The sequence below is a fragment of the Kitasatospora sp. NPDC088783 genome, from assembly GCF_044750705.1.
Taxonomy (GTDB): Bacteria; Actinomycetota; Actinomycetes; order Streptomycetales; family Streptomycetaceae; genus Kitasatospora; species Kitasatospora fiedleri.
Genome location: NZ_JBIVKJ010000004.1, coordinates 314,662 through 335,632 on the forward strand (window position 1 = coordinate 314,662; position 20,971 = coordinate 335,632).

Consider the following 20,971-nt stretch of genomic DNA (forward strand, 5'->3'; position numbering starts at 1 on the left):
GCCCCCGCTGCCGCGCGCCGGGTGGGTGGGTGGGTGACGGGTGGGCGGAGTCAGGCGGCGGGCGGGGTCCAGACGTACGGGGTGGTGGTCGTGACGGGGTGCATGCCCAGGCGGCGCAGGATGGGCGTGCTGTCGGGGGAGGCGTCCACCTGGAGGTAGCGGATGCCGTGGTCGAGGGCCCAGCGGGCGCGGTGGGCGACCAGGGAGCGGTAGATGCCGCGGCCGCGCCAGGCGGCCAGGGTGGAGCCGCCCCACAGGCCGCCGAACCCGGTGCCGGGGGTGCGGGTGAGCCAGGCGGCCGAGACCAGCTCGGGGCGGGGCGCGTCGGTCTCGGCGACCAGCACGAGGAAGCCCTCGGCGTCGCCCGCGCGGGCGGTGAGGTCGTCGGCCAGCCAGGACCAGTCCTCGCCCCAGACCTCGCTCTCCATCGCGGCGATCCGCCGCATGTCCGCGGCGGCGGTGACCGGGCGCAGGGTGACGCCCTCGGGCGCGGGGGTGGGGGTGGCGAGCTCGGCGGCGAGGCCGATCAGGACGGTCTCCGGTTCCTCGGCGACGAATCCGGCGGCGGCCAGCCGGTCCGGGAGGTCGGCGGGGAGGTCGTGGCCGCGGGTCTTCCACTCGACCGCCTCGCCGCGGGCGGCGAAGAACTCGCGCTGGCGGGCGATGAGTCGGTCGAGTTCGCCGCCGCGCAGGCCGAGGTCGGGGCGGGGCGAGGTGACGAAGCCGCGGAAGCCGCCGTACTTGCGCAGCAGCGGGCCGTCGCTCTCGTGGGTCTCGCCCTCGGCGCGGGCGCCGAGGCCGCGCATGTGCTCGTCGTAGGCCGCGAGCAGGGCCGTGGTCGGTTCGGTCACCGGGCGAGCGTAACGATCACCGCGGGGCGGCCGACAGGGGAAGGGGCTGGCGTTGACGCCGGGGTGAAGGTCTAGCGTCGTGGCATGCGGATCGGCGAGCTGGCACGGCGGGCGGGGACCACCACCCGGGCGCTGCGTTACTACGAGTCGCGGGGGCTGCTGCCCGCGCGGCGCGGCGGGAACGGGTACCGGGCGTACGACGAGGAGGATCTGCGGCTGCTGCGGCAGATCCGGGTGCTCCAGGACTTCGGGTTCGAGCTGGAGGAGACCCGGCCGTTCGTGGAGTGCCTGCGGGCGGGTCATCCGGCGGGTGACTCGTGCCCGGCCTCGCTGGAGGTGTACCGGGCGAAGCTGGCCGAACTGGACGCCGTGGTGGCCCGGTTGAGCGAGGTCCGGGAGGTGCTGGCGGGGCAGCTGGCGCAGGCCGAGGCGGCCCGCGACGCGCTGGCCGGGCAGGCCGACGGGCAGCCGCGCTGCGAGCTGGTCCGCACCGAGGAGTGACGACGACGGACAGGAGGACGCGATGGGTGGCGTGCGCAGTGTGACGGACCGGGACTTCGCCGAGCGGGTGCTGGCGGCCCGGGGGCCGGTGCTGGTGGAGTTCACCGCCGAGTGGTGCCCGCCGTGCCGGCAGCTGGCGCCGGTGCTGGCGGAGCTGGCGGTGGAACAGGAGGGCCGGCTGGCGGTGGTGGCGCTGGACGTGGACGCGAACCCGGAGACCCGGAACGCGTACGGGGTGCTGTCGATGCCGACGCTGATGGTGTTCCGGGACGGCGAGCCGGTGCGGTCGCTGGTGGGGGCGCGGGCGAAGAGCCGGCTGCTGCGGGAGCTCGACGACCTGCTGTGAGGCCCGACGACCGGCCGTGAGGCCCCGCGCCGGGGGGTGAGGAGGGCTCCGCGCCGGGGGTGAGGTGGGCCACAGGGCGGGGCGGGGAATGGATGCCAAGCACGCGTGCGTTGTAAAGTGCAACCAAATACTAGTTGTACTTGCCAACCATGGAGCTGTGATGTCCTCGCTGTCAGCGGTGTCCCGCCCCGCCCTGCGGCACGTCCTCACCCACCTGGTCACACCGCTGCTGATGTGCCTGGGCATGGGGATCGCGTACCTCTCCGCCTTCCACACCCCCGCCCCGCACCAGCTGCCGGTCGCGGTGGTCGGGCAGGGCCCGCAGGCCCAGGTGCTGGCGCAGACCCTGAAGGACGCGGCCGGCGACGGACTGGACGTCACCACCGTGGCCGACACCGACGCCGCCCGGCACCGGCTGCTCGACCGCGACCTGGCCGCCGCGTACGTGCCGGACGCCGACGCGCCCACCCTGCTGGTGGCCACCGCCGGCTCGGAGACCTCGGCGACCGCCGCCGAGAAGGTGTTCACCCAGGTCGCCGCCCACCAGGGCAGGCCGCTGACCGTCCGGGAACTGACCCCGCTGCCGGCCGGCGACCCGACCGGGCAGGGCCTGTTCTTCCTGCTGGTGGCGCTCAGCATCGGCTCCTACGGCTCGGTCGCGGTGCTCGGCGCGGCCGGCGCGGTGCTGGCGATGCGGGTGCGGGCGCTGCTCGGCCTCGGCGTGGCGCTGGTGGTCAGCCTGCTCGGCACGGCGCTGGCCGGGCCGGTCTTCCACCTGGTGGACCACGGGCTGCTCGGCGTCTGGGCGATGAGCTGGCTGTACTCGGCGGGCATCGTCGCGATCGGCACCGCCCTGCACACCTTCCTCGGCCGGTGGACCACGCTGACCATGATGGCGCTGTTCGTGATGCTCAACTTCACCAGCTCCGGCGGCATCTTCCAGCCCGAGCTGCAGAACGGCTTCTACGGCGCCCTGCACTCCTTCTGGAACGGCGCGGGCTTCCTGGAGGGCGTCCGCGACCACGTCTACTTCGGCGGCCGGGCCGGGCTCGGCGGCCACGTCGCCACCCTGTTCGCCTGGCTCGCGGCCGGCGCGGCGCTGCTCGTCCTGGCCGCCCGCACCGAGCGCCGGCGGGACCTGGCCGCCGTGCGGCCGGCCGGGCGGCAGCCTGCTGCGGAGCCCACAGCGAAGTCCGCCGACGAGTCCGCCGAGGACCCGGCCGAGGAGGAGATGGAGGAGGCGGTCGGCGTCTGAGCACGGCTGCCCCTACCGTGGTCGGCAACACCGCACGACGAAGGAGCCACGCCATGCCCGACCGCGACGCCGCGCTGGAGACCATCCAGCGCGAGCTCACCGCGTTCGCCCGCCGGGCCCGCCACAAGGCAGCCCAGCTGCACCCCGAGCTCTCGCTGGTCACCTACAGCATGCTCGACCTGGTCAAGGAACGGGGCTCCTGCCGGGCCGCCGACCTGGCGTCGCACTTCATGCTCGACAAGTCCACCGTCAGCCGCCAGGTCGGCGCGCTGGAGCGGCTCGGGCTGCTGGGCCGCCAGGCCGACCCGGACGACCAGCGCGGCCAGCTGCTGCACCTGACGGCGGCCGGCGAACAGCTGCTGGCGGAGGCCTACGAGCAGCGGCGGCGGGCCTTCACCGAGCGCTTCACCTCCTGGGGCGACGAGGACCTGGACCGGTTCGCCGCCTACCTGGTCCGCTACGGCGAGTCCGAGTAGGCGGCCCCGGGGGGAGTTGCGAGGATGGCGGACATGCCCACCATGACCGAGCCCGAGTGGCGCGCCTTCCTCGCCCACGGCACCCGCACCGGCAAACTCGCCACCACCCGGGCCGACGGCCGCCCGCACCTCGCCCCGATCTGGTTCCTGCTCGACGGGGACGACCTGGTCTTCAACACCGGCCGGGACACCGTCAAGGGCCGCACCCTGCTCCGCGACGGCCGGGCCGCGCTGTGCGTGGACGACGACCGCCCGCCGTTCGCGTTCGTCCTGGTCGAGGGCGTGGCGACGGTCAGCGAGGAACTGGACCAGGTCCGGCACTGGGCGGGCCGGATCGCCGCCCGCTACATGGGCGAGCAGCGCGCCGAGGAGTACGCCGCCCGCAACGGCGTCCCGGGCGAACTGCTGGTCCGGCTGCGGATCGGCAAGGTCGTCGCGCAGAGCGGCATCGCCGACTGAACCGGCCGTCCGCCGGCTGTCCGGCCGCCCGTCCGGCCGCCGCCCGGTGGCGTGCCGCCCGCGCTTGACCCTCACGTCGCGTCAGGCCGCAGGCTGGTCGTACGAGCGGCGGGAAGGAGGGAACGCGATGGACGAGGGCTACTCGGTCGGTCGGCTGGCGGCGGTCGCCAAGGTCACGGTGCGCACCCTGCACCACTACGACCGGATCGGCCTGCTGGTGCCCGGCGGCCGCACCCCGGCCGGCTACCGGTGCTACGGCGAGGCCGAGCTGGACCGGCTGCAGCAGATCCTGTTCTACCGCGAACTCGGCTTCCCGCTGGAGGAGATCGCGGCGATCCTGGACGACCGGACGGTCGGCCCGAGCGAGCACCTGCGCCGGCAGCGCGAGCTGATCGGCGACCGGATCCGCAAGCTGGAGGAACTCGCCGCGGCGGTCGAACGAGCGATGGAGGCGAGGACCTTGGGGATCCAGTTGACCCCGGAGGAGAAGTTCGAGGTGTTCGGCGCGGACTACCAGGAGGACTGGGAGGACGAGGCCGAGCGGCGCTGGGGCGCCACCGACGCCTGGAAGCAGTCCCAGCGGCGCACCGCCCGCTACACCAAGGCGGACTGGGAGCGGATCAAGGCCGAGGCCGACGGCGTCAACGACGCCCTGGTGGCGGCGTTCACCGCCGGCGCGGCCCCGGGCGGCGAGCAGGCGACCGCCGTCGCCGAGCAGCACCGGCGGCACATCGGCCGGCACTTCTACGACTGCGGCCCGCAGACGCACCGCTGCCTCGGCGACATGTACCTCGCCGACCCGCGGTTCACCGAGACGTACGAGAGGCTCGCCCCGGGCCTCGCCCGGTGGCTGCGGGACGCGATCCACGCCAACGCGGACCGGCTGGAGCGGGAGGGCTGAGCCGGACCGGGAGGACAAGGGCCGGGAGGGCCGGGAGGGCCGGAAGGGCCGGGCCGGAAGAGCCGGAAGAGCCGGAAGAGCTGACGCGGCGTCAGGCGGCCCGGCCGAAGGTGCGCCGGTAGGCGGTCGGCGAGGTGCGCATGGTGCGGCCGAAGTGGTGGCGGAAGGTCGCCGCCGACTCGAAGCCCACCGCCGCGGCGATCTCCTCCACGCTGCCCTCCGGCGACTCCAGCAGCGGCAGGCTGGCCGCGATCCGCTGGATCGCCACCCACCGCATCGGGCTGACCCCGTTGCGGGCGGTGAAGTGCCGCAGGTACGAGCGGTCGGACATGCCGGCCGCCCGGGCCAGCAGCGGCACGGTCAGCGGCCGGGCGAGGTGGTCCAGCGCCCAGCGCATCGAGCGGGCCACCCCGTCCTCCGGCTCGTCCACCGGCCGCACCGCCGCCTCGATGAACTGCGCCTGCCCGCCGTCCCGGTGCGGCGGGACGACGAAGCGGCGGGCGACGGTGTTGGCGACCTTCGCGCCGTGGTCCCGGCGCACCAGGTGCAGGCACAGGTCGATGCCCGCGGCGCTGCCCGCGCTGGTCAGCACCCGGCCGTTGTCGACGTACAGCACGTCCGGGTCGACCCGGACGGCCGGGTAGCGGCGGCGCAGTTCCGGCGCGTACCGCCAGTGGGTGGTGGCGGGCAGGCCGTCCAGCAGCCCGGCGGCGGCCAGCGCGAAGGCGCCGGAGCAGATCGAGACCACCCGGGCGCCGCGGGCGTGCGCGGTGCGCAGCGCGGCGACCACGGCGGGCGGGACGTCGCCGAGCGGATCGGGCACCCCGACCACCACGACGGTGTCGGCGGCGGCGAGTTCCTCCAGCCCGTGCCGGGGCGTCAGCGAGAACCCGCCGACCGCCTCCAGCGGGTGGCCCGGCCGCTCGGCGCACACCCGCACGTCGTACCAGGGGGCGGCCAGCAGCCCGGCCAGCTCGGGCCGGGCCAGGGCGAACACCTCGACCACCACGCCGAGTTCGAACGGGGCCATGCCCGCGAAGGCGTACACCGCGACGGTGTGCACCGGCGCCGGGCGCCTTCCGATCGTGATTGGTACGGGCTCGGCCATCTGGTGCTCCCGGGGCGGCCGTCGGCGGACTCGCGCCGAGTGTAGCCGTCCGCCCGGCCGGGGCGCCGGGAGCGGCGGCGGGGTGGGCGGGTGCGCACGGACGGTGACGGAGGCCGATCGGACGGGGGCGGGCGGCGGCGGAAAACCTTTGGAATCGGGAGACAACCTCCCGGGAGGATGAGGAGTCATCACATCGGGGCCCGGTGCGGCCGTTCCCCGTCCTCTTCCACCACCACGTCCGGAGAGCGTCAGATGTCCATGTCCTCCTTCGCCCGTTATGAGAAGAAACTCCCGATCCGCGCCGCCCGCTCCGGCTGGGGCCGGCGCCACTGAGCACGACGGAGCCCCCGCCGGACGGACCGGCCGGGGGCTTCGCCGTGGACGCGCCGCAGGCGGTGCGGTCGTCCCGGCGGCGGTGAAAAAACTTCGCGTCCGTCCGCAACCTCCCGCCCGGATGGGCGTCCATCAGGGTGAGGGGTGAGGAGGGCGCGCTCGGGGGAGAGGCGCCTCCCGCCCCGGCTCACCGTCACCGTCACCGCCCCGGGGGGAACCGCGATGAACACGTCCACCGACATCCGTTTTGCGAAGAATGCCCGGCTGCACTCCGGCTGGGGCCGCAAGCACCGCCGGTGGACCGGCGTCCCGCTCACCCTGCTGACCGCCGCCGGACTGACCGCCTGCGGCCCCGCCCGGCACGACGGCGCCGCACCCGCCGCGGCCCGCGCCGCCGCCTCCGCCCCGGTCGCGGGCACCGCGCCCGACACCGCGCCGGTCCCGGCCGCCACCGCCACCCCCACCGCCCCGGGCGCCACCGACGCGACGGAACCGGCGGACCCGGCGGACCCGGAATCGGACCCGGGGGCGGACGGCGACTCCGGGTGGGCCGACGGCACCGGCATCCTGGCCGCGGCGGAGAAGAAGGGCGACGGGAAGCTGACGATCTCCTTCGACGGCCTCGCGGGCCACCGCGTCCAGGCCGGCGGCGAGGCGCTCACCTTCACCGTCACCTGGCGCAACGGCACCGACCGCAGCTACCAGGACCTCCAGCCGGTGGTCGCCACCCGGTTCTACCCGGGCGCCCGGTGCGCCGTCATCGCCCCGACGGCCGAGGGCACCCTGCAGCGCCAGGACCCGTCCGGCTGGACCGACCTGCCGCTCTCCCAGGGCACCGGCACCGACTACGCCACCACCGGCAAGGACGCCCGGTTCACCCTGGACCCCGGCGCCAGCCGCACCCTCACCTACCGGATGCGGCTGGACGCGGGCGACGGCCCCGGCACCCTGCCGGTCGAGGCCGACGCCGTCCACGGCGATACCACCCTGGTCGCCCGTGCCCTGCAGGACGTCGAGGTCACCGACCCGCGCCGCCCCGCCGCCGCCTTCGACACCGCCCCCGCCGACCTGCCCGCGCCCGCCCCCGGCCAGTTCCACGTCACCGTCAAGCTCACCGGCTCCGCCCTCCCGGCCGCCCGGGCCCTCGCCGGGCTGGCCCTGTTCAACGCCGCCGGGGACGGCCCGCAACCGTCCGCCGCCGACCTGAAGGTCGAGTGGCTGCACGGCGGCGCGTGGGCACCGGTCGAACTGGTCGACGCGTGCATCGGCGAGCGGCTCGGCGTCGGCCTCGCCCCCGACTACTTCCCGGCCGCACTGGGTGCCGGCGAGAGCCGCTCGACGACCTTCCGGGTCACCGTCGCCCCGGGCGCCGACCCGCGGCTCACCCGCCTGCTGGTGGTCGCCGACGGCACCGCCGACGGCCACTACGCCACCACCGAGCAGCACGAGACCGAGCTCCGTCGGCGGGGCTGAACCGAACCCGCCGCCGCAGCGTCACCAGGACCGAACCGGCGGCGGGGCACCCCGCCCCGCCGCCTCCGAGGGGGGAACGGAACACCACGATGTCGATCGCGATCCTGCCGCCGATCGGCCGCCCGACGCGCGGCCTGCTGGGCACCCTGCTGCGCGCCCTGCCCGGCACCGCGCTGCCCGGGAACGCCTTGCCCGGCACCGCGCTGCCCGGTAAGACCCTGACCGGCACCGCGCTGTTCGGCGTCCGCGAGCCCGCCGCGGAACCGCCCGCCGGGAGCGCCGGGAGCGCCGGGACCGCCGGGACCGCCGGGACCGCTGCGGAGCCCACCGCCCAGCCGCCCGCCGGGACCGCTGCCGAAGCCGCCGCCGGCCCGGCGGCCGAGCCGCCCGCGCTCCGCGCGCTGCCCGGCGGCCGGAGCGGCGCCGACCGCGAACGGCCCACCCTCACCGAGCTCTACCACGTCCAGCGGCTCCCCCTGGTCCGGCTGGCGGTCCTGCTGGTCGACCACCAGGACGTCGCCGAGGACGTCGTCCAGGACGCCTTCACCGAGCTGTACCGCAAGTACGGCGAGCGGATGGACGACCTCGACAACGCCCTCGGCTACCTGCGGACCTCGGTGGTCAACGGCGCCCGCTCGGTGCTCCGCCGCCGCCGCACCGCCCGCGCCTACGTCCCGCCGCACGAGGCGGACGAGCCGTCCGCCGAGGACCGCGCGGTGCTCAACGACGAGCACCGCCGGGTGCTCGCCGCGCTCCGCGAACTCACCGCCCGGCAGCGCGAGGTGCTGGTGCTGCGCTACTGGTCGGACCTGTCCGAGACGCAGATCGCCGAAACCCTCGGGCTGGCCCGGGGCACCGTGAAGTCCACCGCCAGCCGGGCCCTGGACGCCCTGGAGCGACACCTGGAGAAAGCCGGATGAGCACCAGCGACAAGGACCGCACCCCCGAACGGCCGGTCGAGCAGCTGCTGCGCGCCGCGCTCGCGGCCCGGGCCGCCCAGGTCACCCCCCAGGGCCTGCGCCCCGCCGAGCCGCCCCGCCGCAGACCCCGCCACCTGCGGCCGGTGCTGATGGTCGCCCTCCCGCTGGCCCTGGCCGCCGCGCTGACCGGCTGGCTGAGCCTGCGCACCGACCGGCCGGTGGCCCGCCCCGCCCCCGCCCCGGCGGCCGGGGTCAGCGCCTCCCCGGAACCGTCCCCCCCGCCCAGCGCCCCGGCCGCGCCGTCCGCCGGCACCGTCGACCAGGGGGCCGCCCCGCCGGCCGGCCGGCACCGGGTCTTCCACGGCGTCGGCTTCACCCTCCCGGCGGGCTGGACCGTCCCCGACCAGGACCCGGCCGACGGCCTCTGCCTGCTCAGCCCGGGCAGCCCCACCCAGCAGCCCGGCGACTGCCTGCCGTACGGGGTGCGGCTGGTCTCCGCGGGCGGCGGCCGGGACGGCACCGCCTGGCCCACCGAGTACGGGCTCGACGCGGAGGACGGCTGGAAGGGCCTGGGGCGCTGCCCGGTCTGGGGCCACCCCGGCGAGCTGACGGGGGCCGCCGGGCCGCAACGGGCCGCCGACCGGAAGGTGGTGACGCTCGGCGGCCGGGTCGCCCGGCAGGTCACCTGGCACGTCGACTGCGGCAACGGCAGCGCCTTCGACGCCACCGTGTGGGGCTTCCACGCGGAACAGGTCTACCTGGTCGCGGCCGGGCTGGCGGACGACTACCGGGACGCCCTGACCGAGCTGGCGCAGAGCCTCGACATCGGCGCGCTCACCCCGGACGCCGGCCGGCCGCACCCCAACGACGTCAAGGTCGACGTCTCGCTGCCGCAGGTGCTCGACACCCGGCGGCAGCCCGGCTTCCAGCAGCCCTTCACCATCACCTACACCGACTTCGGCGCCGTCCCCTACACCGTGCAGCCGGAGCTGCGGCTGACCGCCGACCCCGGGCTGTACCACGGCGCCGCCGCGGACCTGGTCGCCGAGCGGCTCGACGGGGAGCGCTGGACGAAGCTGCCGGGCCTCGCCGCGGACGCGTCCGGCTCCGGGGCCGCCGCGGCCTTCACGCTGGCCCCGGGCGAGAGCCGCACCGTCCGCTACCGGCTGACCTTCGCCGGCGAGGACGACTCCGGCCCGCTGTCGGTGACCGGGGCGGCCGTCGCCGCCGGGCCGGGCGACGTGGGGACGCAGAGCTTCGACGTGCTGCTGCCCTGACCGGCTGCTGCCCTGACCGGGCCGGGAACGACGGTGCCCCGCCGGGGAGTTCCGGCGGGGCACCGTCGCAGGGCGGCGGGGCGTCAGGAGGTCAGCGAGGCCATCCAGGACTCGACCTCGTCGGCCTGCCGGGGCAGGCCGGCGGAGAGGTTCTCGTTGCCGTCGGCGGTGACCAGGATGTCGTCCTCGATCCGGACGCCGATGCCGCGGTACTCCTCGGGGACGGTCAGGTCGTCGGCCTGGAAGTACAGGCCGGGCTCGACGGTCAGCACCACGCCCGGCTCCAGCACCGCGTCCACGTAGTCCTCCCGGCGGGCGTGCGCGCAGTCGTGCACGTCCAGGCCGAGCATGTGGCCGGTGCCGTGCAGCGTCCAGCGGCGCTGCAGGCCGAGCTCCAGGACCTTCTCCAGGTCGTACACCGAGGCGTCGATCAGGCCCCACTCCAGCAGGCGGGCGGCGAGCACCCGCTGCGCGGCGTCGTGGAAGTCGCGGAACCGCCCGCCCGGCTTCACCGCGGCGATGCCGGCCTCCTGGGCCTCGTACACCGCGTCGTAGATCTTCCGCTGGAGCGGGCCGAACCGGCCGTTGACCGGCAGGGTGCGGGTGACGTCGGCGGTGTAGAGGGTGTGGGTCTCCACGCCCGCGTCCAGCAGCAGCAGCTCGCCGGGGCGCACGTCGCCGTCGTTGCGCACCCAGTGCAGGGTGGTGGCGTGCGGGCCGGCCGCGGCGATCGTGCCGTAGCCGACGTCGTTGCCCTCGACCCGGGCGCGGCGCCAGAAGGTGCCCTCGATCCAGCGCTCGGAGGTGGCCACGGCCCGGTCCAGCTCGCGCACCACGTCGGTGAAGCCCCTGACGGTGGCGTCGCAGGCGGCGCGCAGCTCGCCGATCTCCCACGCGTCCTTGACCAGGCGCAGCCCGGACAGGAAGACCTTCAGCTCGTCGTCCTTCGCCTCGTCGAGCTGCTCGGCGAGGGCGGCCTCCAGGGCCGCGTCGTAGCCGCGCACGATCCGGGTCGGCACGGTGACGGCGGTCAGCTCCTCGGCGGCCGTGCGGACGTCCCGCACCGGCAGGCCGTACAGCTGCTCGGACTCGGCCAGCGAGTGGCGGCGGCCGACCCACAGCTCGCCCTGGCCGCTCAGCCAGAACTCGCCGTTCTCCCGGTCGGAGCGCGGCAGCAGGTACAGCGCGAACGCGTGGCCGCCCTCGACCGGCTCGCCGACCAGGACGGCGTCCTCGGTCCGGTTGCCGGTCAGGTGCACGTACTCGCTGGCGGCGCGGAAGGCGTACTCGGTGTCGTTGGCGCGGGTGCGCAGGTTGCCCGCCGGGACGACCAGGCGCTCGCCGGGGAAGGCGGCGGAGAGCTTGGCGCGGCGCTCGGCCGCGTACGGGGCCTGGACGTCCGGCTCCAGCCCGCGCAGCTCGGTGTCCGCCCAGCCGGTGCGCATGGACGCGGCCAGTTCGTCGGAGATCCCGTCGTACAGGCCGTTCTTGCGGCTCTTGACCGGCTCCTCCTCGCCCTCTGCGGACCCCTCGGGGTTCTCGGCCACCGCCGGGCTGCGGTCCTCGGTCACTACGTCGCCTCCTCGCGCGCGCTACCGCCCGCCCGTCCCCGGGTCGCGGGGCGTGCGGGCGGATGTCGCCCCCATCGTACGTAGGGCCGTTCGAACGGAGGAAGGGCGTCCGCTCCGCGGTTCCCGCCGGTAGGTCCGGGTGCCGGGGTCCGGCCCGGTCGGGCGGGCTACTCGAAGCGGACCGCCAGCAGCACCAGGTCGTCGCCGCCGGGCTCCCCGCCGCCGGCCTGCTCCAGCAGGTGGGCGCAGAGCCGGTCCGGGTCGAGCCGGACGTCGCGCGGGGCGTCGGCGGCGGCCCGGCGCAGCGCGCTCTGCCCGGCGTGCAGGTTCGGGGCGAAGCGGCGGGCCAGGCCCTCGGTGTACAGCACCAGCACGTCGCCGCGCTCCGCGGTGAGCTCCACCCCGGGGGCCTCCCAGCAGCTGAGCATGCCCAGCGGCGCGGAGAGCGAGGTCTCCACGAAGTTCGCGCCGTACCGGGTGAGCAGCACCGGCGGACAGTTGGCGGCCCCGGCCAGCGCGATCCGGCGCTCGGCCGGGTCGACGCAGGCGTAGACGGCGGTGGCGGAGCGGGTCGGCTCGGTGGTCTTCAGCAGCAGTTCCAGGTCGCCGAGCACCGAGACCGGGTCCTCGCCCTCCAGCACCGCGTAGGCGCGCAGCGCGGACCGCACCCGGCCCATCGCGGCGGCCGCGTCGGCACCCGCCCCCGGGCCGGCGCCCGGGCCGCCGCCGAGCACGCTGCCCACGGTCAGGCCGACGGTGTCGTCGGGCAGCGCGACCGCGTCGTACCAGTCGCTGTTCGCGGCCCGCTCCAGCGCGGCGGGCACGCAGCGGGCCGCCACCTTCAGACCGGCGAGGGTCGGCAGGTGGCCGGGCAGCAGCGAGCGGCGCAGCGTCTCGGCGGCGCGCACCGCCCGGTCCGCCTCCAGCTGGCGGGCCAGCAGCGGGGCGGCGAACTCGCAGTAGCGGCGCGCCAGGTGCTCGCGGCGCTCGTCGGGGCTGCCCGGCTCGTCGTAGAACCAGGCGGCGGCGCCGAGCGCGCCCGCCGGGCCGGTGGCCAGCGGCAGCGCGTAGCAGGCGCCGAGGCCGAGCTGCTCGGCGACCTCGCGGAAGCGGGGGCCGACCGCGGGGTCGGCGGCCAGGTCGGCGATCAGCAGCCGGCCGTCCGGGCCGGGGCGGCCGAGCAGCCCGGCGAACGGGCCGTGCTCGACCGGGACGGTCTCCAGCGCGCCGAGCATCGCCCGGTCCAGGCCGAGCCCGACCGGTCGGGCCGGCTGGCGGTCCGCGCCGGGCGGCAGCGTCACCACCAGGCCGCGGCGGGCGCCGAGCAGGGCCGCGCCGGAGTCCAGCAGCGCGTCGAGGGTGCCGGTGAGGCCGTCGGCCCGGGCCAGCAGCTCCAAGTGCTCCTGGAGGCTGGTGAAATCGGACAGCCATCCGGCCAAACGGTCCTGCAGGTCGGCGGAGGGCACCTCGCCGAACTCCGGCAGCAGCGCCGGGTCGACGGCGTCCGCCGGGGCGACCGCCTGCCGTGGACCGGCGGCGCGCGCCTGGTCGACGGCCTGCACCGGGCCGACCGCCGGTGCCCCCGGGGCCGCCGGAGCGGTCGGGGCGGGCGGCAGTGCGGTGGCGGCGGGCGCCGGGGACGTCAACGGGTGGACGTCGGTCATGTCGCAACTCCCCACAATCCGGAACGTGTCACGCAGGACCACCGAGACCGACCGAAATGATGTCTTTACTCACTACTCGGCATGTTTCCCCCACTTGTACACAGGCCGATCGGGGCATGTCCAGGAGTGCGGGGCCGAACGTGCCAGGGATCGTATGCGCAGGCCGCCGGGGTGCCACCCGGGGCCGCGCGCACTCACTCGTACGGTGGAACCGGGGCCCGCCCGGCCGCGTCCATCCGGACGTATGGGGGATTCTCGTTCCAGCAGCGGGTAGCCGAGACGCACACGTACCGGCACGCGTACCGCCCGCACCCCGACCACGCCGATCCGAACGATCAGAAGATCGCACCGACCGTGCCGTGCGCCCCGATGGACGCGGAAAGGAACGAGCCGCCATGCGCCCACCCCGCCGAGAGCTGCTGCCGGAGCGCGTCGGCCGGTGGTGGCCGGGCCGCCGGAGCCGTTCACTGGCGCTCGCCGCCGCCCTGCGGGCCGCCGAGGGGTGCGGCTGGCCCGTGCTGCCGGGCGCCCGGGCGCTGCGCGGGGCGCCGGGCCCGTGCTCGTGCGCCGACCGGTCCTGCGCGGTGCCCGGCGGCCACCCGGACGACCCGCCGCTGGAGGCGGCCACCACCGATCCGCGGATGGTGCGCTGGTGGTGGGAGCGCCGGGCGCCGGGCGCCCCGGTGCTGGCGGCGACCGGGCGGGCGCTGGGCGCGGTGAGCCTGCCGCGGCCGGCCGGGCCGTGGCTGCTGCGGCACCTGGACGAGATCGGCGTCCCGTACGGGCCGGTGCTCGGCACGCCGGACCGGTTCGTGCTGCTGACCGCGCCGTACACGCTGCCGGAACTGGGCGGGCTGCTGGCCGAACGGCCCTGGGTGCCGGGCGCGCTGCGCTACCACGGGCCGGGCGGCTACCTGGTGCTGCCGCCGTCCCGGACGGGGGCGGGCCCGGTGCACTGGGTGCGCCGGCCGGGGCCGGGGCGGCCCTGGCTGCCGGAGGTCGGGACGCTGCTGGGCGGGATGATCACGGCCAGCGCGGTGGCGCTGCCGCAGCCCTGACCGGCTTTTTGATGATGTCCCGTCAGTTAGGCTGTGCGGTACGGCCCGGAACGAGAAATGTCCGACCGCTGGCGACGGGGGATGCACCAGCGGTCGGACTGTTCAAACAGTAACAAAGATCCGGCTCCGCGCCAATTTGTCCACGCGGAAAGGACTTTGACGGCGGCGGAAATGTGACCCGGGTCACTTCCGGGTCACTTCCGGGGCACGTCCAGGTCGCTCCGGGGGCCGCCGCCGGGGCGCTTCCGGTCAGTTCAGGGTGATCTGACGGCTCACCAGGTTGGCCCGGGCCCGGCGTTCCTCCGCGGTCAGCGGCGCGGGCGCGGCCAGCACCGCGGCCAGCTTCCCGGCGAACTCCACGGCCGGCTTCTCCACGTCGGACGCGGTCATCTCCAGCGGCAGGTCCCACACCGGGACGGTCAGGCCGTGCGCCCGGAACGACCCCACCAGCTTGGTGCCCTCGCCCAGCGAGCTGTCGCCGGCCGCCGACAGCCGGGCCAGCGCGTCCAGCAGCTGCTCCTCGGGGACGTCCATCACCCAGCGCAGGTGGTTCTTGTCCGAGGTGCCGCACCAGTACGCGGAGTCCACCCCGGCCAGCTTCTCGGTCGGGATCGCGGAGGCGTTGGCCCGCTCCAGCGAGGCCGCCACCTCGCCGGTCGCCGCCTCGGCGTCCTCCAGCCAGAACTCGAAGCCGGTGTGCACCTCGGGGACGAACGCCGCCGTGGTGTCCAGCAGTTCCTGGAGGCGGCGGCCGCCCGGGGTGGTCCGGCGGGCCGGCACCGGGGTGCCCGGCTCGGTGGCCAGCGCCAGCTCCAGGGCGTCCGCCAGGTCGCGGCTCAGGTCACCGGAGGAGGACTGGGTCTGCAGGCCCAGCAGGATCGACCCGTCCGGACGGCGCAGCGCCGGCCAGGCCAGCGGCAGCACCGTCGCCAGCGTCACCGACGGGACCTCGCCGACGGCCTCCTGCGCCACCCCGGCGGCCAGCGTCAGCGGCACCGTGGCGGCCGGGACCAGCTCGCGCAGGGCCACCCAGTCGGCCTCGCCCGGCAGGCCCTCGAACGGGCGGTGCACCAACTCCTGCACCGCGTGCGCCGCCTGGCGGCCGTGGCAGGCCTTGTACCGGCGGCCCGAGCCGCACGGGCACGCCTCGCGCGCCCCGACGACCGGGACCTCGCCCTCGACGGCGGTGGACTGGCTGGGCTGCTTCTTCGCGGCCTTCTTGGCCATGGTGCGGCTCTCCCGGAGACGTCGGACGTTGCACCGGGCAGCCTACTTCGCCGGGAACCGACCGCCCGGGCCGCTCAGGCGCTCCGCCGCCGCCCGCCGCCCGCGACCTGCCCGAACGCCGACAGCTGGGCCCACACCGTCACCTGACCGGGTGCGTGCCGCACCCCCCAGTCCTGCGCCAGCTCGCCCACGATGCTCAGGCCCCGGCCGCCGCGCGCCGTCACCGAGGGCCGGGCCGGGATCGGCCGGGTGCTCGCCCCGCCGTCCGTCACCTCCAGGGTCAGCAGGCCGTCGCCGCGCATCTGCCAACTCACCAGCACCGTACCGCTCTCCGCGGCCTCCCCGGCGGCGGCGCCGGTGCCACCGGCGGTGCCCCCGACGGCGCCATCGGCGGTGTCCGGGACCGGTTCCAGCGGTCTCGCGTGCCGACAGGAATTGCTGAGCAGTTCGGAGAGGATCAACACCGCGTCGTCAATCACCGCTTCCGGTAGCGACCGGTCGCCGAGATCGCCGCGCAGCCTGCGCCGCGCGGCCGAAACGCTGGCCGGACCGTGCGGAACCGCCATGGCCGATGAGGTCGACCCGGCCTGAACTGGCACAGCTCGCGCCACCATCAACGCCACCCCCGGACCTCCTTCAGCTTCTGCCGAGGGATGGATGCCCGCAGGTAATGCGTCGGAAACGGGCGTTCGACGATCCGATGCCGGTATTAACGACATCCGCACGGACAGTGGGCAAAAGGTGAGGTGGGCCTCACGTTCCGTTGTGACGATCTGTGGGAAACACGTCCGGAAATACCCCGTTCGGTATTTCTGTCACGCGATTGGCGGCGGGGTGCCACCTGCCCGGGGCCGGGGCCGGGGCCGGGGGTGGCTCAGCGGCCGAGCTGGGCGAGCACCTCGGCCGGGCGGTTGGTGATCAGCGCCTCCACGCCCAGTTCCAGGCAGAGTTCGACGTCCTCCGGCCGGTCCACCGTCCACACGTGCACCCGGTGCCCGGCCCGGCGCAGCGCCGTCACCAGACCCGGGTCGCGCCGGACCAGCTCGATGCCCGGGCCGGCGATCGCCGCGCCGCCCGGCAGCGACCTGGTCCGGCCCAGCACCGGCAGCCGGCGCTCCCACAGGTACACCCGGGGCACCGCCGGGGCGGCCCGTCGGAGCCGGTGCAGGGCCAGCTCGGAGAAGCTCATCACCCGCACCGCGGACTCGACCGGGCCTGTCGGGCCTGCCGGGCCGGTCACGCCTGCCGCGCCTGCCGGGCCTGCCGGGCCTGCCGGGTTGGCCGGGAGCAGCCCGAACCGGCCCAGCATCCGCAGCAGTTCGGCCTCCACCCGGCCCGCGTACCGCACCGGGTGCTTGGTCTCGATCGCCAGCTCCACCCGCCGCCCGGCGTCCGCGACCAGCTCCAGCAGCCGCTCCAGGGTGAGCACCGGGCTGGGCTCCGGCCGCTCCGGGTGCTTCCACGAGCCGAAGTCCAGCGCGGACAGCTGAGCCAGCGTCATCGCCGACACCACGCCCTGCCCGTCCGAGGTCCGGCCCACCGTGCGGTCGTGCACGCACACCAACTGCCCGTCGGCGGTGACCCGGACGTCGCACTCCAGCCCGTCCGCACCCTCCTCCAGCGCCCGCCGGTAGGCCGCCTCGGTGTGCTCCGGCAGGGCTGCGGAGGAGCCCCGGTGGGCGATCACCTTCACGGCGGTGCGGTCGATCGGAACGGCGGGCGAACCGGCCGTGCTGTGCTGGGTGTCCACGTGAACCACCGTACGCGGCACCGGATGGCGGCCCTCCTCCGGCACGGCGACGGGCGGGTGAACAACCGGCCGCCGACGGGTGGTGCGGGGCGGTGCAGGGGCGGGGGCGGGGGCGGGGGCGTGCGGGGCCGGGTGGGTCAGCGCGGTCCGGCGAGGGATTCCGCCTCGGCGGTGTAGAGCAGCTCGGCGTCGAGCTCCATGCCGGTGAAGTGACCGGCCAGCTCCAGCGAGAGCACGCCGTGCAGCCTGGTCCAGAACGCCAGCGCCCGGCGCAGCGCGTGGGACGGGGCCGGGTGGTCGCCGGCCCAGGCGTGGTGGTGCGCCAGGTGCGTGTAGAGGCGGGCGTCGGCCTGGCTCGGGTCGACCGCCGGGGTCTGGTGCCGGACGGCGGCGTCCAGCAGCGCGGTCATGATCGAGGAGGCGATGGCGGTGGTCTCCGACGGCGCGTGGTAGCCGGGGACGGGGGTGCCGTACAGCAGGAAGTAGCGCTGCGGGTCGGCCAGCGCCCACCGCCGCAGGGCGCCCGCCAGCTCAGGCAGGTCGGCGCCCGCCTCGGCCGGCCCGCGCAGGGACTGTTCGAGGCTGCGGTAGGCGTCGGTGATCAGCTCGGTGATCAGCTCGTCGCGGTTGGCGAAGTAGCGGTAGAGCGCCGGTCCGCTCATGCCCATCCGCTTGGCGATCGCGTTCAGCGAGAGCGCGGAGGCACCGGCCTCGGCGATCTGCTCGCGGGCGTGCCGCTTGACCTCCTCGCGGACCTGGGCGCGGTAGCGCTCCCGGGGGGTGCCGGTCTCCATGGGGTTCCTCTCGTTCGGTGGGTGGTGGGCGGTAGCCGGGGCGTACGTCCCGCGACCCTCGTTCGGCGCTCCGGGCTCCGGGCTCCGTGCACCGGGCTCCGTGCACCGCGCCCGTGTTCTGCGGCCGGGTTTCACCCTGTCCGTTTGGTTAGACCCTATCGCGTTTGCTGTTGACTCTCGCGGAAGCGTGGTGCTACAACGCTTGTTGTTAGACCCTCTAACTCAAGTAACTGCCACTATCGAAAGTGAGAGCACCATGCGAAGCGAACAGCTCGTCGAGATCGTCCTGCCCGGCGTCGTCGAGCCGGAGGGCCTGGAGGTCCGCCGCTCCGCGCTGCCGGAGCCCGGTCCCGGGCAGGTGCTGGTCGCGGTCGAAGCCACCGGCGTGTCCTTCGCCGAGCAGCAGATGCGTCGCGGCCGCTACTACGACCAGCCGCCGTTCCCGTTCGTCCCGGGCTACGACCTGGTCGGCACGGTGTCGGCCACCGGTCCCGGCACCGACCCGTGGCTGGTCGGCCGCCGGGTCGCGGCCCTGGTCAAGACCGGCGGCTGGGCCAGCCACGTCCTGCTCGACCCGGCCGACACCGTCGACGTCCCGGTCGGCCTGGAGCCCGCCGCGGCCGAGACCGCGGTCGTCAACGGCATCACCGCCTGGCAGCTGCTGCACCGCCACGCCCGGGTCCGTTCCGGGCAGACCGTCCTGGTGCACGGCGCGGGCGGCGGCGTCGGCCAGCTGCTGGCCCAACTCGCGCTGGCCGCCGGGGCCCGGGTGATCGGCACCGCCTCCGTCCGGCACCACGACGTGCTGCGCGCCCTGGGCGTCACCCCCGTCGACTACCGCACCGGCGACGTCCCGGCCCAGGTCCGCCGCCTCGCCCCCGGCGGGGTCGACGCCGTCTTCGACCACGTCGGCGGCCGCAGCGTCCTCGACTCCTGGCGGCTGCTCGCCCCCGGCGGCACCCTGGTGGCCTACGGCAGCGCCGCCACCCGCGACGACACCGGTTCCAAGCAGTGGCCGGTGCTCAAGGTCCTCGCCCGCACCTGGTGGTGGAACGCCCTGCCGAACGGCCGCCGCGCGCACTTCTACAACATCTGGGCCGGCCGCTCCCTGCGCCCCGCCCGCTTCCGGGCCCGGCTGCGCGCCGACCTCACCGCCGTCCTGGACGCCCTGCGGCGCGGCGACCTCACCGCGCCGCTCGCCGCCCGCCTCCCGCTCACCGCCGCCGCCGAGGCCCTGCGCCTGGCCGAGTCGGGCACCGTCACCGGCAAGGTGGTGCTGGTCCCCTGACCGCTCCCGGACACACCACGCCGCCCCGGCCCCGGCAGGTCCGGTCCGACCCCGGCAGGTCCGGCCCCGGCGTCAGCCCCGCGGCTCCGCCGCCGCCCGCGGGCGCTCCAGCGCGGTCACCGCGAGGGTGGCCAGCGCCGCCACCAGGAAGGAGAACAGCGAGGCCGAGGACCACGCCGCCGGGGTGAAGTGCACCAGCTGCTGGAGGTCCTCCCACCGACCGGTCCACCAGCCGCCGATCTTCGACGGGGCCAGGAACTGGTACACCGCGAAGCCCACCACCCACGGCAGCAGCATCACCCAGCGCGCCGGGGCGTCCTGCGCCGTGTTCCAGCCGCGCCGGCCCGCGCCCAGGAAGTAGTCCACCGCCAGCACCGCGAACAGCGGCACGAACACCGAGCCGATCAGGCCCAGGAACCCGTAGTACGAGTCGGTGAACTCCTTGATCCGCAGCGCCAGCACCGTCACCAGCACGCCGATCCCGCCGGTCAGCACCCGGCGGTCCACCCGCGGCCACAGGTTGTGGATCGACATCGCCGTCGAGTACACGTTCGCGAACGACTGGTCGGTCTCCCGCAGCACCAGCACCAGCAGGAACGCCCAGCCCGCCGCCACGCCGGTGAACGACTCGAAGATCCGGTTCGCGTCGCCGCCGGACTGCAGCAGCGCCACCACGCCCAGCACGTAGCACCAGACCTGGGCCACCGTGTAGCCGGAGAACGTCCCCCAGAACGCCTTCGCCGAGCTGCGCGCGTGCCGGGTGTAGTCCGCGGCCAGCGGCACGAAGGAGATCGACACCGCGATCACCGCGTCCGTCGCGCCCAGGAAGCCGTCCCAGTTGCCCGCGCCCGGGTCCGGGAAGCCCGTCCGGGCGAACTGCACCGTGAAGTAGACCATCGCCACGCCCACCGCGACCGCCACGTACTTGCGCAGCACCGCGATCGCGCCCAGCGGCCAGATCGTCAGTACCGTGGTCAGCACGCCCGCCAGCAGCACGAACAGCCAGCGCCAGCCCTCGGTGCCGGAGACGGTCTGCGCGCCCCAGGCGATCACCGTCAGCTCGTACACGCCCCAGCCGACGCACTGCACGATGTTCAGCACCGTCGGCACGTACGACAGCCGGGTGCCGAACAGTCCGCGCAGCACCGCCATCGCCGGGGCACCCGTCCGGGCGCCCACCAGGGCGGCCACCGCCAGCATCGCGGTGCCGATCGCGGTGCCCGCGAGGATCGCCGTCACCGCGGCGGTGAACCCCAGCTCGTGGCCCGGCTCGCCGAGCACGGTCGCGGCGCTGGTGAAGCCGATCAGGCTGACCCCGAGGTTGGCCCACAGCGCGAACAGCGCCCGGAAGTCCAGGGTGCGCGGCGGGGCGGTGTCGAGGGTGAGCGGGGCCTCGGACCGAGCCTCGGCGGCACGGTCGGACATCTGGGCAGACGGAACAGCCGTCATGGCCGATACTCCCTACGCCGGCATTACCCGGACAGGTTCCGGCGGTCAGCGCCCCCTCGCCCGTGGTGGCGTCACCGCCATGCCCTACGGTCGAACCGGCGCACTCTCAGCCTGGCTGGTCCAAGCTCCCGCGACGTTCTTCGGTTTACAGGAGCGACAGGCTAGCCTCCGGGCGGGGGAACGCCAAGACCGGGGGGACGGGCGTCCGCACCGCGGGACCATTGATGTGCATGTCAGAGCCGCCTAAGGCTTCTCATCATTTCTTCAGGG

General features: G+C 75.4%; 20 protein-coding genes and 1 riboswitch. Of the genes, 11 read left to right on the plus strand and 9 right to left on the minus strand.

Features of this window, described 5'->3' with window-relative positions:
• Positions 1 to 50: 50 nt before the first annotated feature.
• On the minus strand, positions 51 to 851 hold the full coding sequence (locus ACIP60_RS13890) for a GNAT family N-acetyltransferase (RefSeq protein ID WP_400683358.1): 801 nt from the start codon (positions 849 to 851) through the stop codon (positions 51 to 53).
• An 84-nt stretch (positions 852 to 935) separates the two neighbouring features.
• Between ACIP60_RS13890 and ACIP60_RS13895 the strand changes: the two genes are divergently transcribed.
• From ACIP60_RS13895 to ACIP60_RS13920, 6 genes are all read left to right on the plus strand, one after another.
• Positions 936 to 1,352 carry a MerR family transcriptional regulator gene (locus ACIP60_RS13895; protein WP_400683361.1) on the plus strand — a complete coding sequence of 139 codons (417 nt, stop codon included), beginning with the start codon at positions 936 to 938 and terminating at the stop codon, positions 1,350 to 1,352.
• A 22-nt stretch (positions 1,353 to 1,374) separates the two neighbouring features.
• Entirely contained in the window at positions 1,375 to 1,698 is a 324-nt protein-coding gene (locus ACIP60_RS13900; protein ID WP_400683363.1) for a thioredoxin family protein, read from the plus strand.
• A gap of 160 nt (positions 1,699 to 1,858) precedes the next feature.
• Complete coding sequence (locus ACIP60_RS13905; RefSeq protein WP_400683366.1) at positions 1,859 to 2,953, plus strand: hypothetical protein; 1,095 nt, start codon at positions 1,859 to 1,861, stop codon at positions 2,951 to 2,953.
• A gap of 53 nt (positions 2,954 to 3,006) precedes the next feature.
• Positions 3,007 to 3,429, plus strand: coding sequence for a MarR family winged helix-turn-helix transcriptional regulator (locus ACIP60_RS13910; protein WP_100837337.1), 423 nt, complete (start codon positions 3,007 to 3,009; stop codon positions 3,427 to 3,429).
• Between the two features lie 42 nt (positions 3,430 to 3,471).
• Positions 3,472 to 3,888, plus strand: coding sequence for a PPOX class F420-dependent oxidoreductase (locus ACIP60_RS13915; protein WP_400684163.1), 417 nt, complete (start codon positions 3,472 to 3,474; stop codon positions 3,886 to 3,888).
• Positions 3,889 to 4,015: 127 nt separating this feature from the next.
• Positions 4,016 to 4,789 (plus strand): MerR family transcriptional regulator, encoded by a 774-nt coding sequence (locus tag ACIP60_RS13920; RefSeq protein ID WP_400683368.1) that lies wholly within the window; start codon positions 4,016 to 4,018, stop codon positions 4,787 to 4,789.
• A 91-nt stretch (positions 4,790 to 4,880) separates the two neighbouring features.
• Here the strand turns inward: ACIP60_RS13920 and ACIP60_RS13925 are convergent, their stop codons facing one another.
• The gene (locus ACIP60_RS13925; protein ID WP_400683371.1) at positions 4,881 to 5,852 is read right to left on the minus strand and encodes a helix-turn-helix domain-containing protein; all 972 of its coding nucleotides are present in this window, start codon (positions 5,850 to 5,852) and stop codon (positions 4,881 to 4,883) included.
• A 600-nt stretch (positions 5,853 to 6,452) separates the two neighbouring features.
• Between ACIP60_RS13925 and ACIP60_RS13930 the strand changes: the two genes are divergently transcribed.
• From ACIP60_RS13930 to ACIP60_RS13940, 3 genes are all read left to right on the plus strand, one after another.
• Entirely contained in the window at positions 6,453 to 7,703 is a 1,251-nt protein-coding gene (locus ACIP60_RS13930; protein WP_400683374.1) for a hypothetical protein, read from the plus strand.
• 89 nt (positions 7,704 to 7,792) lie between these two features.
• Positions 7,793 to 8,623 (plus strand): SigE family RNA polymerase sigma factor, encoded by an 831-nt coding sequence (locus tag ACIP60_RS13935; RefSeq protein WP_400683376.1) that lies wholly within the window; start codon positions 7,793 to 7,795, stop codon positions 8,621 to 8,623.
• Positions 8,620 to 9,900, plus strand: coding sequence for a hypothetical protein (locus ACIP60_RS13940; RefSeq protein ID WP_400683379.1), 1,281 nt, complete (start codon positions 8,620 to 8,622; stop codon positions 9,898 to 9,900). The genes ACIP60_RS13935 and ACIP60_RS13940 overlap by 4 nt, the downstream gene beginning before the upstream one ends.
• Before the next feature lie 83 nt (positions 9,901 to 9,983).
• On the opposite strand, the gene ACIP60_RS13945 is transcribed toward ACIP60_RS13940, so the two are convergent.
• The gene (locus ACIP60_RS13945) at positions 9,984 to 11,471 is read right to left on the minus strand and encodes an aminopeptidase P family protein (RefSeq protein WP_400683382.1); all 1,488 of its coding nucleotides are present in this window, start codon (positions 11,469 to 11,471) and stop codon (positions 9,984 to 9,986) included.
• A 167-nt stretch (positions 11,472 to 11,638) separates the two neighbouring features.
• Positions 11,639 to 13,135, minus strand: coding sequence for a PP2C family protein-serine/threonine phosphatase (locus ACIP60_RS13950; protein ID WP_400683385.1), 1,497 nt, complete (start codon positions 13,133 to 13,135; stop codon positions 11,639 to 11,641).
• 395 nt (positions 13,136 to 13,530) lie between these two features.
• Between ACIP60_RS13950 and ACIP60_RS13955 the strand changes: the two genes are divergently transcribed.
• Positions 13,531 to 14,193: a bifunctional DNA primase/polymerase gene (locus ACIP60_RS13955; protein ID WP_400683388.1), complete on the plus strand. Its 663-nt coding sequence runs from the start codon at positions 13,531 to 13,533 to the stop codon at positions 14,191 to 14,193.
• 249 nt (positions 14,194 to 14,442) lie between these two features.
• Here ACIP60_RS13955 and ACIP60_RS13960 read toward each other — a convergent pair whose 3' ends face one another.
• From ACIP60_RS13960 to ACIP60_RS13975, 4 genes are all read right to left on the minus strand, one after another.
• On the minus strand, positions 14,443 to 15,420 hold the full coding sequence (locus ACIP60_RS13960; protein ID WP_400683391.1) for a DUF5926 family protein: 978 nt from the start codon (positions 15,418 to 15,420) through the stop codon (positions 14,443 to 14,445).
• A 74-nt stretch (positions 15,421 to 15,494) separates the two neighbouring features.
• Positions 15,495 to 16,034, minus strand: coding sequence for an ATP-binding protein (locus ACIP60_RS13965; protein WP_400684165.1), 540 nt, complete (start codon positions 16,032 to 16,034; stop codon positions 15,495 to 15,497).
• A 260-nt stretch (positions 16,035 to 16,294) separates the two neighbouring features.
• Positions 16,295 to 17,170: a glycerophosphodiester phosphodiesterase gene (locus tag ACIP60_RS13970; RefSeq protein ID WP_400683394.1), complete on the minus strand. Its 876-nt coding sequence runs from the start codon at positions 17,168 to 17,170 to the stop codon at positions 16,295 to 16,297.
• Between the two features lie 137 nt (positions 17,171 to 17,307).
• Entirely contained in the window at positions 17,308 to 17,964 is a 657-nt protein-coding gene (locus ACIP60_RS13975) for a TetR/AcrR family transcriptional regulator (RefSeq protein ID WP_400683397.1), read from the minus strand.
• A 256-nt stretch (positions 17,965 to 18,220) separates the two neighbouring features.
• On the opposite strand from ACIP60_RS13975, the gene ACIP60_RS13980 reads away from it, so the two are divergent.
• Entirely contained in the window at positions 18,221 to 19,252 is a 1,032-nt protein-coding gene (locus ACIP60_RS13980; RefSeq protein ID WP_400683399.1) for a medium chain dehydrogenase/reductase family protein, read from the plus strand.
• 72 nt (positions 19,253 to 19,324) lie between these two features.
• Here ACIP60_RS13980 and ACIP60_RS13985 read toward each other — a convergent pair whose 3' ends face one another.
• Entirely contained in the window at positions 19,325 to 20,677 is a 1,353-nt protein-coding gene (locus ACIP60_RS13985) for a purine-cytosine permease family protein (protein WP_400683401.1), read from the minus strand.
• 14 nt (positions 20,678 to 20,691) lie between these two features.
• Positions 20,692 to 20,843, minus strand: a riboswitch (TPP riboswitch).
• Positions 20,844 to 20,971 lie beyond the last annotated feature (128 nt).